The sequence below is a fragment of the Dyadobacter sp. OTU695 genome, from assembly GCF_038440355.1.
In the GTDB taxonomy this organism is placed as follows: Bacteria; Bacteroidota; Bacteroidia; order Cytophagales; family Spirosomataceae; genus Dyadobacter.
On record NZ_JASATN010000026.1, the window covers coordinates 54,759 to 66,534 of the forward strand.

Annotated in this window: 12 protein-coding genes; 6 read left to right on the forward strand and 6 right to left on the reverse strand. The window is 46.8% G+C overall.

The genetic code is table 11. The features are described from left to right. Positions 1 to 6: 6 nt before the first annotated feature. Entirely contained in the window at positions 7 to 900 is an 894-nt protein-coding gene (locus AAHB90_RS29195; RefSeq protein ID WP_342088837.1) for a glycosyltransferase, read from the reverse strand. Positions 901 to 1,042: 142 nt separating this feature from the next. On the opposite strand from AAHB90_RS29195, the gene wecB reads away from it, so the two are divergent. Continuing rightward, positions 1,043 to 2,143 (forward strand): non-hydrolyzing UDP-N-acetylglucosamine 2-epimerase, encoded by a 1,101-nt coding sequence (wecB, locus tag AAHB90_RS29200; protein ID WP_342088838.1) that lies wholly within the window; start codon positions 1,043 to 1,045, stop codon positions 2,141 to 2,143. An 84-nt stretch (positions 2,144 to 2,227) separates the two neighbouring features. Further along, positions 2,228 to 3,646 (forward strand): lipopolysaccharide biosynthesis protein, encoded by a 1,419-nt coding sequence (locus AAHB90_RS29205; RefSeq protein ID WP_342088839.1) that lies wholly within the window; start codon positions 2,228 to 2,230, stop codon positions 3,644 to 3,646. Here AAHB90_RS29205 and AAHB90_RS29210 read toward each other — a convergent pair. From AAHB90_RS29210 to AAHB90_RS29220, 3 genes are all read right to left on the reverse strand, one after another. Then, positions 3,639 to 4,454, reverse strand: a complete 816-nt coding sequence (locus AAHB90_RS29210; RefSeq protein ID WP_342088840.1) for an FkbM family methyltransferase — start codon at positions 4,452 to 4,454, stop codon at positions 3,639 to 3,641. The genes AAHB90_RS29205 and AAHB90_RS29210 overlap by 8 nt on opposite strands. A gap of 203 nt (positions 4,455 to 4,657) precedes the next feature. After that, positions 4,658 to 5,947: a LamG-like jellyroll fold domain-containing protein gene (locus tag AAHB90_RS29215; RefSeq protein WP_342088841.1), complete on the reverse strand. Its 1,290-nt coding sequence runs from the start codon at positions 5,945 to 5,947 to the stop codon at positions 4,658 to 4,660. Positions 5,948 to 6,043: 96 nt separating this feature from the next. After that, positions 6,044 to 6,739, reverse strand: coding sequence for a GNAT family N-acetyltransferase (locus AAHB90_RS29220; protein ID WP_342088842.1), 696 nt, complete (start codon positions 6,737 to 6,739; stop codon positions 6,044 to 6,046). Positions 6,740 to 7,297: 558 nt separating this feature from the next. On the opposite strand from AAHB90_RS29220, the gene AAHB90_RS29225 reads away from it, so the two are divergent. The 3 genes from AAHB90_RS29225 (at position 7,298) to AAHB90_RS29235 (ending at position 9,113) form a co-directional block, all read left to right on the forward strand. Further along, the gene (locus AAHB90_RS29225) at positions 7,298 to 7,918 is read left to right on the forward strand and encodes a response regulator transcription factor (RefSeq protein ID WP_106599727.1); all 621 of its coding nucleotides are present in this window, start codon (positions 7,298 to 7,300) and stop codon (positions 7,916 to 7,918) included. 77 nt (positions 7,919 to 7,995) lie between these two features. Then, positions 7,996 to 8,526 carry an RNA methyltransferase gene (locus tag AAHB90_RS29230; RefSeq protein WP_342088843.1) on the forward strand — a complete coding sequence of 177 codons (531 nt, stop codon included), beginning with the start codon at positions 7,996 to 7,998 and terminating at the stop codon, positions 8,524 to 8,526. A 140-nt stretch (positions 8,527 to 8,666) separates the two neighbouring features. Continuing rightward, positions 8,667 to 9,113 carry a histone H1/H5 family protein, HCT subfamily gene (locus AAHB90_RS29235; RefSeq protein WP_342088844.1) on the forward strand — a complete coding sequence of 149 codons (447 nt, stop codon included), beginning with the start codon at positions 8,667 to 8,669 and terminating at the stop codon, positions 9,111 to 9,113. A 66-nt stretch (positions 9,114 to 9,179) separates the two neighbouring features. On the opposite strand, the gene pgeF is transcribed toward AAHB90_RS29235, so the two are convergent. Further along, positions 9,180 to 9,950: a peptidoglycan editing factor PgeF gene (pgeF, locus tag AAHB90_RS29240; protein ID WP_342088845.1), complete on the reverse strand. Its 771-nt coding sequence runs from the start codon at positions 9,948 to 9,950 to the stop codon at positions 9,180 to 9,182. A gap of 206 nt (positions 9,951 to 10,156) precedes the next feature. On the opposite strand from pgeF, the gene AAHB90_RS29245 reads away from it, so the two are divergent. Next, entirely contained in the window at positions 10,157 to 11,149 is a 993-nt protein-coding gene (locus AAHB90_RS29245; protein ID WP_342088846.1) for a glycosyltransferase family 2 protein, read from the forward strand. 45 nt (positions 11,150 to 11,194) lie between these two features. On the opposite strand, the gene AAHB90_RS29250 is transcribed toward AAHB90_RS29245, so the two are convergent. Continuing rightward, positions 11,195 to 11,707, reverse strand: a complete 513-nt coding sequence (locus AAHB90_RS29250; RefSeq protein WP_342088847.1) for a DinB family protein — start codon at positions 11,705 to 11,707, stop codon at positions 11,195 to 11,197. Positions 11,708 to 11,776: the final 69 nt, after the last annotated feature.

Sequence of the window (11,776 nt, forward strand, 5' to 3'; positions counted from 1 at the left end):
AGTTGGTCAAATGCCGTATTTGACCCGGTTTTTAACTTTTAAAAGGAATGGCAACCGGTAGTAATCCCCGAACGCGCGGATCATTTTTTCATCAGGCATAAGATCGGAAGGCATTGTCACACCGCCCTCAGCCATTTCATGGCCGTACTCGCCCGATTTGAATGTAAAATTAGTACCGCTGCCGTCCGTTCCGATGTTTTTGATTTTGGAATGCACAGGATATAGCCCGTATGCCTTGTTCTGAAACTGCGAATAGGTCCAGCGAATGGCCCACGAATCGATCACGCCTTGCTGTTGCTTGGCGAGCATTGGCCAGAGATCTTCGCCGCCCTGGTTGAATTCCTGACGGCGGGCCGCATTGTTTTTCAACACAGGAAAATCCTTTACCTGCCAATCAGCCTTCGCCCATTTGTGAGCCCAGGTGCCCCAGCCCCATGAGCTGGCGCGTGGCACGAGATAGAGATCGTGGAGATAGCCTTCCGGAACGTCAATGGGCGGTGTGTAACCGGTTACCGAAAAAATATCTTTGCGATCCGCGTAAACGTTCAGCGCGTCGTTCATAAATGCCAGGAAATCCGTTGTGCTCAGCATATCGTCTTCGAGGACGATCACATTCGGATATTTGGCAAGAATAGCGCTGACGCCTTCAATCACAGAAGCAGCGAGCCCTTTATTTTGTCGGGATTCGAAGATCGTTACATTTTTGAAGCCTGTTATTCCTGAGATATAGTCACGTACCTCACGCACAGCTTCTGCCTCCTGTGTGTGCTTCGGTCCATCGGAATAAATGTACAATTCGCTTTCAGCCGCAAGCGTATTCATTTGCAGGCTCTTGACAGTCTGTTGCAAATGCTGAGGGCGGTTATAGCAAAAAAGTACGATTGGGGCATGGACGCGCATCAGCTCATAAGTCGGTTTTCTTGTTGCAAAAGTAGGCCGAATCGTTTCTAAATCACAATAAATACGAAAGTAGTAAAAGTCAGGGCGGTGAGTTTTGGTGGTTAAACTGTGCTACCTTTGCAGGAAACCGTCATCGAAGTCGTTGAAGATACTATGCGTGATGGGCGCGCGGCCCAATTTTGTAAAGGTAGCGGCCCTGCACAGAGCCTTTGCAAAATATCCGGAGTTTTCTGTAAGGCTGGTTCATACCGGTCAGCATCACGACGATGCGATGTACAGGGTCTTCCTGACGCAATTGGGGTTGCCCGATCCGGATTTTTCTCTGGGTATACATGGCGGTTCCCATACCGGGCAGACGGCCCAAATCATGCTGGCATTTGAAAAGGTGCTTTCAACCGAGTCTCCCGATATGGTTATCGTGGTCGGTGACGTAAATTCGAGTTTGGCGTGTGCGCTCGTTGCCGCGAAGGAAGGGGTCAAACTGGCCCACGTAGAGGCCGGGCTGCGGAGCGGCGACAAAACAATGCCCGAGGAAATCAACAGGATACTTATCGACCAAATGTCGGACGAGCTTTTTGTTTCGGAGGAATTGGCGGTAAAAAACTTACAAAGTGAGTGTATCGGGCCGGAGAAAATTCATTTTGTAGGTAATGTGATGATCGACACGCTGGTCCATTGCCGGGAAAGAGCCTCGGAGCTTTCGATAATGCACGATTTGGGCTTGAAGAAAAAGGATTACTTCGTCATGACGATGCACCGGTCGTCGAATGTAGATTCACCCGAAGAACTCATGTTACTGGCGGAATTGACAGAAGCTGTTTCTAAACTCAAGGCAGTGGTCTTTCCGGTCCATCCCAGAACAAAATCGAAGCTGATCAGTCAGGGCATCTGGACGCGGCTCGAACGAATTGAAGGGCTTCGCTTGCTACCACCACAGGGCTATATCGAATTTATCAGCCTCATTTCCAATGCTGATTTAGTCATTACTGATTCCGGCGGCGTGCAGGAGGAAACCACTTTTTTGGGTGTTCCCTGCATAACACTCAGAAAATCCACGGAACGCCCGTCGACCATCGGGGAAGGTACAAACCGGCTTGCAGGTAGTTTGGACGTCGCTAATGCGATGCATATTATAAATGAAGTTATAAACGGGGAGAAGAAACAAACATCTTTGCCCGCACTATGGGATGGCTCTGCATCTGACCGCATCGTGCAAATAATTAAAAAGAAGTACCTAAAATAGATTGATGTGGGAATTGTTGTACGACAAAGTTTAAAGGCCGGGGTAGGCTCTTATATCGGAGTTGGAATTGGGATTATTAATCAAATGTATGTTTCTACCAAATTCCTTTCGGTAGAAGAACTTGCTTTGACCCGCCTTCTTTTTGAAAACAGCTTACTTTTTGCCGCTTTTGCTCATTTAGGTACTCCTTTTATCGCGGATAAATTTTTCAGCAAATTCAGGGACGACGAGTCGGGGCATAATGGCATATTGCCGTTCCTCCTGGGACTTCCGTTTGCGGGTGGGATATTGTTTACAATTCTTTATCTCTTATGCTCCCCGTGGATTCAGCAGTACTATGCTGAAAATTCCCCGCTGTTAATTAAATACCATATCCTGGTCATTCCTTTTACATTATTCTGGCTTTACCTAGCGGTACTGGAGGCATATTGCCGGAATAATTCGAGGATTGCCGTACCCAACTTCATCCGGGAAGTGTTTTTGCGGCTGGCGAATATACTGGTCATTCTGATATTCGGGTTTGGCTGGATCAGCTTTGAGCTCATGCTTTGGCTGTTGATTGCGTCTTACGGACTAGCTCTTGTTTCGCTGATTATTTATATCCGTAAGCTTGGAAAATGGTATTGGGTTAAACCTAATTCCAAGATTCTTACCTGGCCATTGTTTCGGAATATGATGGCTTACAGCAGTTTTACAATTTTCGGTGGGATAGGTGTGAATCTCATGCTATTTATAGACCGCTCCATGCTAGCCGGAGAACGTGGCCTTATCCAAACCGGGATATTTATTATTGCCGCTTACATTGCCGGAGTAATCGAAATACCCAAAAAGGCAATTTCACAAATATCTATTCCTCTGCTGTCCACTGCCCTCGGCAAGGAAGACTATGAATATGTTCAGCAGATCAACAGTAAATCGGCATTAAATCAGCTGATAACCGGCGGGCTGATTTTCTTATTGATATGGAGTAGTATCGATGAGATTTTTTATCTTATCCCGAAGGGCGATACTTATAAGGAAGGGAAGCTGGTAGTTCTTTTTCTCGCGTTGGTGAAAGTGTTTGATACAGGAACGGGCCTCAACACAGAGATTATCGTTTATTCCAAATTTTTCAGGTATTCCACTTACCTTATCATTGGGTCGGCTGTTTTGGGCTTTTTATTGAACGTGTTACTTATTCCGCATTACGGATTCATAGGAGCGGCACTTGCCACCATGATCACCACATTTCTTTACTCGCTTTCAAGATTAATCTTGGTTTGGCGGAAATTTGGCGTCCAGCCATTTTCAAGAGGGACCTTAAAAGTTGTTCTGGTGTTGGCTGTGCTTTATTTAGCTACTTACCTGGAACCCGATTACGCACTATCAAAGTGGTCGGCAATGGTCGTCATCGTACTCAGGTCCGCATTTTTGTGCCTTGTATTTGCAATATTGATTCTGAAATTGAGCGTGTCGCAGGAAATAGAGGCGATTTTCGATAATGTAAAGCGACGCTTTAAATAAGCATGTTGCGGAAACGGATCTTCCTCGCACTTTGAATGCGTTCTTTGACAAAACCGGGGTCTCGCAGATAGATGGTGTTCTGGGTGCCCGTTGTAGAAATTTCCTGCAGCGTCCTTTTGAATGCATCGTAGCTGTATGGGGCAAATCCCAGGGATAATAGCTTATTATGTAGGTAATTCTGGCCAAATTCGTATTGGTCCGAAAGGCCGTTGGTTTCCATAATAATGACTTTCAAATCCGGGCTGCCAAGCGTGCCCGGCGCACCGTTGATCACATTTGCTTCAAAACCCTCCACATCGATTTTCAGGAAATTGGCTTTTTTGCCCGTCAGAAGGTGATCCAGCGTATCGACAGGCACTTTCGTGGTAGCGCCCGCCAGTTCGTTTTCATCACTGACCACATGGTTGGTAGCATCCAGGTTATTTGTAAATACCAAAGTCTCCTCCTTGTCGCCTACTCCAAGATTACGTAATTCCACCCGGTCCGTCAATACGTTGTAAGCAACATTTCGGCTCAGCTTGGCAAATGTGGATGGGATGGGTTCGAATGAGATCGCATTGGCACCGGCAACGCCTGCCGCCAATAAGGTATAAACCCCGACGTTGGCGCCAACATCGACAAAAGTATCGCCCGGACGCAGATAATGCGTGAGAAAAAGCATTTCATGAAGATCGTAGAGTCCCGTATAGATCTGAAGTTCGGCACTGGACATGCCCTTTTCTACCACCAGCGAAGTGTTCTCGAGAAATGGATAAACCATCGGATGATGATGCAAACGAATGACTACCCCTCTCTTGAAGAAGGTCATCAAAGCAGAGAGTTTATTTTGCTGGTTTAAAGGATGACGCAGAATTGTCTTGATCGTCTTTAACTTCATTAGACTGGTCGGTTTTTGTGCCGGGACGGGAAAAATTTGGGCGCTAATGTAGTGTATTTGCGTACTGTAAGCAAAAGGTTATGAATTCCCGCTTTACCGCGACGGGAATTGACTGGGGATTTGAACCGCCAGATTTAGTAAACCACCATCAGACTGCCTTGCTTGATCAGTTTGTCTCCTGATAGTATCCGGAACGGGTAACTACCGGAAGGCACTGGTTCGTTTCGGTACCTGCCGTCCCATTCTTTCTTGTAGTCCTGCGAATAGTAGATCACCTCGCCCCACCGGTTGAAAATGTAAATGCGCAGTTCTTCCACCCCTGAGGCATTGTAAATTTTCCAGGTGTCGTTTTTGCCGTCATGGTTGGGTGTAAAAATATCCGGTACCCACAGACCGGATTCTTCTTCCGGAGGGTTAACGCAATTCTTGATTTCAAGCGTTTTATTTAATTCAAACGGAAGAGGTTGAGTGAAACAGGTTGAGTCGAAACCTACCGTCACGCTGACATCTATCTGATAATCGGAAGTTCTTTCTTCAGTTTTTAGTGATAACGCCGATGAAGATTCGGATTGCGCAACATTATTTACTTTCCACTTAAAAACCGAGCCGGGTTTGTTGGAAACAACTTTCAGGGAAACGCTCTCTCCGGCGCATATTTGATTGTTATCAAGGGTTAGCTGGCCTGTTGCGGGTACGGAAGGGATATTCGGGCCCTTATATAATGCGTCGATCTCGTCCTTGGTTAAAGGCCTGTTGTAAAGATGAATGTCATCGATACGGGCACTGGAAGCCTGGCCATAATTATTCCGTGCGCCAATCATAGCACGCACCGTACTCACTCCATAGAATGCCTTTTTTCCGTTGGCGCTATTGGAACAAACCATCCGTCCATTGACATAGAAAGTGTAATTATCGGCGTCCCTGATCAACACAAGATGGTACCATTGTTTGATTGGCTCTACCGACGGTCCGGAGCAAAGGATATTGTCGGCAACACCCAGATAGGACCCGTGCGAGAAACCCGTATGCCGGTCATTTGAATAATGGTCACCAAAAAGAACATGCTGATCGCCATAGTCGCTTCCGACCGAAAACAGGAACATGGCGGTTGTAGGGGGCGGGACTGCATTAGGGTTAACCCAAAGCGAGTAGGTGAAATTATCGAGCTGCAAATGATCCGGGCTAATCTCGATCATATCGTCGAATCCGTCAAATTCGTAGGCGGAATTAGCGTTCCCGAAACGGTCATCAGTTAGTTTGGCTCCTGATACACGGCCATGATTCGCAATCGGACTATAATCTTTGGCATTTCCCGAAAATGGGTAACAACCGACCAATCCACGTTCAAGATCGACCTGGGCATATGCTATGGAATTGAAATAAATGATGAAGAGGAGGACGGTAGCCCTGCGAGCCAGGCTCATAGTTTAAATGAAGTAACCATAGGTATATGACGAGACGAAGATCAAGAATTTCCCCAATATTCCAAAAGGATTGAAGCCGGCACATCTGGAAAAATATTACAGGTTTGCTGCGTAGATAATTTTCTCGCATTCGATACCTCCAATACGTTTTTTGAAGCGGGCGAGGGCCGGTTTTTCATTACCAAGATCGTCGATCGATATACCGAGGTCCAGGATTCTTGCCCCGTTGTCCCTGCCAAATTGGTAGGCTGCTTCAAAAAGCATTACCGAAGGGCTGAGTGAACGGAATTCGGGCAGAAAACCGGACAAAAAATGGTACAGCACGGTATCGTTTACACGTACCATCAATGCCGCGGCTACGGGTCGTCCTTCATACCAGGCAGTCAGGGAGAGGTAATTTTCAGGTGAACAGCTGATGATGGCTTCAATTCTCTCCGGTGTAACAGGCAGCTTATAACCGTGTGCACGGTAGCATTCACCGAGTGTCACTGTCGTCTGTGTGTCACAAGGTCCGGTTTTCATCCTGATATACAACCCACTCTTTTTGCCTTTGGCTAATCGCCGACACTCCGCTGGCTCAATAATTTGCTCAAAACCTGCATTGGTAATAGGAATATAATGATTAGAATAAGTATGATTGGGGAAAAAACCGGCGGTGAGATAGCTGCGATGGCAAAGTTCGTGAGCAACCGGGTCGTAGCAGGAAGGAGCAGTTTTAATGGTCAACCTGTTTCCTCCCTTGCGGATTATCCACTCGCGGACGCATTTGAGAAAGAACGTCAGGTGGTCCATGCGGCAAAGGGCCGACGTGGCAATGCCTCCAAAAGGGGCCAAGGGTGGTGATAACCAGTGATCAGGGCCTGGAAGGCAGTGAAATACGGCCCAAATGTCCCGGGACTCGTTGGAAGTAAGAATAAATGAATAAATTAGGTCAGAAGTCTGACAAGCGAGTTGTTCCCTACGGAAAAAGAGCGACGGAATAGTAGTAGGGAAGGGGGCTTCGGACATTGGAAATACCTCCACGACGATGTCGTCGTAGGTCCAGGAGCAAAGAGAAGTGTGTGTAAAATTATTACTTATCGGACCCAAAAGTTATAAGATGTGTGTTAAATGTGCTCAGATCAAGGATTTTGATAATTATTGATATACTAATTTGATATTTTTTATGTTTAATACAATGCTGATTACTATTTTTGTTAATTCATCAAATCAGTTCAACCAGAATGTACAAACGTTGTACTGGTTGGTAATCAGGATTTTCAATTCAAGGGCAATCATCAGGCTGGAAATTGATTGTCCGGATTCATTTGACACCAGTAGTTTTTTACATCCATTGGACCCAACCCATCCATGAAACACATACTGATTGCCGAAGACCACGCCGTGGTAAGAATCGGTACCAAACACCTCCTCAAATCACTAATTCCGGATTCAACTATTTCGGATGTTGACGATTTTGATAAAATTCTTCAGGAACTTGAGACAAAGGCTTATGACCTTCTGATCCTGGACATCAATATTCCAGGCGGCAATACGACAAAGATGGTCGAAACCATCCGCGCTAAGTCACCAGGCGTTAGAATCCTGATGTTTTCTAGTTATGATGAGCAACTCTACGGGCTCATGTACCTGCAAGCGGGCGCCGACGGTTATCTATCGAAAGATGCGCCGGAAGAAGAGTTCAAAACCGCCGTTATGAGCGTCCTGAATAATAAGAAGTACATGAGCGAAGATATGCAGCAAATGAATATCAATCGCCTCATCAACCCGAAAGAGTACATGCCGGATCCGATCGTGAGCCTTTCGCCTCGTGAGACCGACGTCATGAACCTTTTGAAGGAAGGCTTGGGAACGGCAAAAATTGCGGAAAAACTGAACTTGCAGCTCTCTACCGTTAGTACTTACAAAGCCCGTATTTTTGAAAAGCTGGGTGTTAAGAACATCGTGGAGTTGATCACCAAGATCAAGTAATTTATTCTTACCATATCTGAAAGGTTTCTGTACGGGGTGCAGAAACCTTTTTTTATGAAATCAATCGAGTGAAATTCATGCGTAAGCTGAGTGTAGATGAAATGGACCGTCTGTCGGTCGACGAATTTAAAGAATCGGAAAAATTTCCGTTTGTGATCGTCCTGGACAATATCCGGAGCCTGAACAATATTGGCTCGTTCTTCCGGACGGCGGATGCGCTGCGGGCCGAGAAAATAATGCTTTGCGGTTATACGCAAGCGCCGCCTCATCGCGAGATCACCCGTAGCGCCTTGGGTGCCGAAATGTCGGTGGCTTGGGAAAAATGCCCGAATGCCGCTTCTGCCGTAAAAATGCTAAAATCCCAGGGTTACAAGGTTTGGTGCGTGGAACAGGCAGAAGGAAGTGTGCTGTTGCAAAATTTCGAGCCGGATCCAGCGGCGCCTTATGCGTTTGTGTTCGGGAATGAGGTAGAAGGGGTAGATGACGAGGCGATCGCAGAATCCGACGGGTGCCTGGAAATTCCGCAATTCGGAACCAAGCATTCTTTCAACGTATCAGTATCAGCGGGAATCGTGTTGTGGGATTTTTTAAAGAGAAAGATAACATAAAAATAATACGGAAAATTTGCTATTTATAAATTAATAATGGGTATTTGTAGGTTATTGTCTCACGGCAATTTTGACGCTTTATAGCCCCTTTTCGGGGCCAGGCTCCATGTATCATTAATGAAATTCTTAATATCAGATTTATGAAATCCGCTACCAAGAAGTTATCGACAGAGATTGCTGAGACACTTTCCGGAAAAATTGAAGCAGTCACTGCCGGCTCGAAAAAAATAAAGAAATCGATCGAGAAAGCGGCTGCCAAACTAGCTAAGAAAGTTGCTAAGTTTGAAAAGGAAACTCTCAAGAAAAAAGCCAAAGAGGCCAAAAACGCGGAGAAAAAAGTAAAAGACAAAAAAGAAGGAAAGAAAACCAAAGCTGAGAAAAAGGAAAAAGTCGCGGCGCTGGTGGCGGCAGCTTCATCTAAAGTCCCGGTAGCAGCACCCGCTAAGCCAACGGTGGGCAAAGAAGCGAGCGCTTCGAAACCTGCGGTAAAAGCGGCTGCTCCGAAAGTGGCGCCTGCTAAACCTGCTGCAAAACCGGCAGCTGCTCCGAAAACGGAAGCGTCCGCACCTGCTCCGGAGAACGTATAATTGTCAGGGCATATTTCAAAACGACCAGCAGCGGTACGCCGTTGCCGGTCGTTTTGATTTTGGGGGTTAGCTGATGCGACCTATCGTCACGAGCAGCCGGCCTGTAAATCCCTTTTCGGCACGATGTGAAAAATAGTCGTGATTGTGAAGAACCGTAGAATACGGGGATACTTCAATATTTGCGGGTTTTAAGCCACTCTTTACCAGCTGATCACGGTTGGCGGCTTTCAGATCCACGAAAAATTTACCGGCACTTTCATCCCAACGCTTGTAGCCTTCCGTAAAATGCCGGGCAACGTCGTCGCCTACCTCGAAACTGCATTCATCAATGCACGTGCCGACATAGCCAGCGCAGTCGCTGGGCCTGGTGCCGTAATTAGTCTGCATTGTAGCTACCGTCTTTTCGACGATTCCGCCGACGGTGCCACGCCATCCCGCGTGAATAGCCGCCACAGCGCCCGTCACGGGATCGTAAATCAGGATGGGCGTACAGTCGGCGACGGTGACCGCCAGTTGAATGCCGCGAACATTGGTCACGAGCGCATCGAAGCCTTCGAAACGATCGGCCTTGGTCACCGTGACAATATCGGTGCCATGTACCTGATGCGCCTTGGCTACGGTTTCGAACGGGACGCCGAGCGCCGTGAAGAAGATCAGGTTATTTTGCATGATATTTTCAGGAGTATCCTGTGAGCCGCCAAGGTTCAGTGACGAATAATAGCCAGTGCTTACTCCGCCGTGTCGGGTGCTTTCGGCGGTAACGAGTTCGGGGAATCGGTTAAAGATCTGCGGTTTGCGGAATATGGGGTGTTTATCGGTTGTAGGGGACGCAAGCATTCGAATGGCATTTTATGGGTAACGGTACCAAAATTAAACGATCAGGTTGCAGGATTCATTTCGGATCGAATTTATTTTAAGGCATCGCCGTTATGTGCCCGTAAGTTGTCCGATAAAACAACCGTAAAGTAGCCGGGCTCAGATTTTGAGGAGAATTCAACTAAATTTGTGCCAAGCGACTCCGCTTATTCAATGAAACAGTGACTATGATAAAAGTGAGCGTGTGTGTAGTCACCTACAACCACGAGAAATTTGTAGCGAAAATGCTGGATTCGATCCTGATGCAGCAGACTACATTTGATTTCGAGATTATTGTGGGCGACGATCTTTCAAAAGACAACACCCGGGCGATATTAACCGATTACCAGCAACGTTTCCCCGATAAAATCAGGCTTTTGCTGCATTCTAAAAACCTGGGACTCAATGGGAAGTTTAATGCACTAGCGACTTTTGCAGCCGCGAAGGGTGAATATATCGCTCAGTTTGACGGCGACGATTACCTGCTGGTGCCGGATAAACTGCAAAAACAGGTGGATATGATGGATGCTAATCCGCATTATTCGGCCTGCTTCCATAATGCGAGGGTGGTCTACGACGACAATGCAGCACCGCCGCACCTTGTCAATTGGATTAATAAGAAGGAGTTTACGGTCGATGACCTGATCGGGGAGGACGAGCTTTGCTTTATCGCTACATCGAGCCTGATGTTCCGGAGAGAGGATTTTGCCAAAAACCCGGATCCGGAATGGACAAATCGCTCAACCAGCGGCGATATTCCCCGCAACATTATGCTGGCCACCAGAGGGCCGATCGGCTATATCGATGAGGTAATGTCGGTATACCGGAAACAAAGGGGAGGGGCCAGCTTTGCGGACAACCACTATGGAAAGGATTTTCTTTTCAACCGCATTGAAATGTATTCCAATATCGATAAGGAATTGAAATACAAATACCACGACCGCCTGAAAAAGAACATCGCGACATATTACTATAAAATGCTGTTTTCGAGGGAATACGGCGATACTTACTGGCCGAGGGTGAAATATGCAGTGAAATACCTCTCGATGGCCGAGCCTTCGCCGGAGCGGAAAAAAGAAGTGATCCGCGATTTTATCATCCCACCTTTTTTTATGAAGGTTTACAGCTTCTTTGCATTGAATCTCTATAATCTGAAAAGTAAGCTATCAGGGCAGGGCTGATGACAAAAAAGAGGCCGATCTAAAATGGATCGGCCTTTCGTTGGATTAGAACAATTTCTCCTGCGGTGGTTTTACACCTTTCAAACGGATGTAAACCGTCGATTGCCCGCGGTGGTGGGTCTGATGCTCAAATGCTTTCTCAAAAGCAGCACCGGCTTTCATATCCATCCCGAATACCTTCACTTCCTTGGCAAAATCCGCATCGGTCATTCCTTTCAACGATGTGATGACGTAATCGTAGCTGTCCAGAACTGCTTTGCTAACGGCTGTTTTGGATTGGTCTGCCATTTTTTCAAGAGATCCCTCTGGTTTTGCTTTGCCGGTCGCCGCGGAAATGAACGCGTAGTTTGCATCGCCGATGTGATCCATCTGCTGTGCGAACGAGCGGATGTCCGGTGTCGGTTTCAGTGCGTAGCCATCGTCCGGCATTGCGTCCAGGTATTCTTTGGTATAGGCTTTCGCGCGTTCCCAGTCTGCGATTTGCTTAGCAACCATGGTTTGTGCAGCGGCGAATTTGCCCGCCACTAAAAGCATACAGATAATAGCGATTCTTTTCATTCGATTTTTGTGTTTGGTGGTTGATAAAAATTTCGTGAAAGGTAGCCGTAAGTAATGCGATTGTCAACA

Coding starts and splice junctions, on each gene's coding strand:
- AAHB90_RS29220 (WP_342088842.1), bottom strand. CDS start 6,739: ATGGACCACCTGACGTTCTTTCTCAAATGCGTCCGCGAGTGGATAATC.
- AAHB90_RS29230 (WP_342088843.1), top strand. CDS start 7,996: ATGCGTAAGCTGAGTGTAGATGAAATGGACCGTCTGTCGGTCGACGAA.
- pgeF (WP_342088845.1), bottom strand. CDS start 9,950: ATGCTTGCGTCCCCTACAACCGATAAACACCCCATATTCCGCAAACCG.
- AAHB90_RS29235 (WP_342088844.1), top strand. CDS start 8,667: ATGAAATCCGCTACCAAGAAGTTATCGACAGAGATTGCTGAGACACTT.
- AAHB90_RS29250 (WP_342088847.1), bottom strand. CDS start 11,707: ATGAAAAGAATCGCTATTATCTGTATGCTTTTAGTGGCGGGCAAATTC.
- AAHB90_RS29205 (WP_342088839.1), top strand. CDS start 2,228: ATGTATGTTTCTACCAAATTCCTTTCGGTAGAAGAACTTGCTTTGACC.
- AAHB90_RS29210 (WP_342088840.1), bottom strand. CDS start 4,454: ATGACCTTCTTCAAGAGAGGGGTAGTCATTCGTTTGCATCATCATCCG.
- AAHB90_RS29245 (WP_342088846.1), top strand. CDS start 10,157: ATGATAAAAGTGAGCGTGTGTGTAGTCACCTACAACCACGAGAAATTT.
- AAHB90_RS29195 (WP_342088837.1), bottom strand. CDS start 900: ATGCGCGTCCATGCCCCAATCGTACTTTTTTGCTATAACCGCCCTCAG.
- AAHB90_RS29225 (WP_106599727.1), top strand. CDS start 7,298: ATGAAACACATACTGATTGCCGAAGACCACGCCGTGGTAAGAATCGGT.
- AAHB90_RS29215 (WP_342088841.1), bottom strand. CDS start 5,947: ATGAGCCTGGCTCGCAGGGCTACCGTCCTCCTCTTCATCATTTATTTC.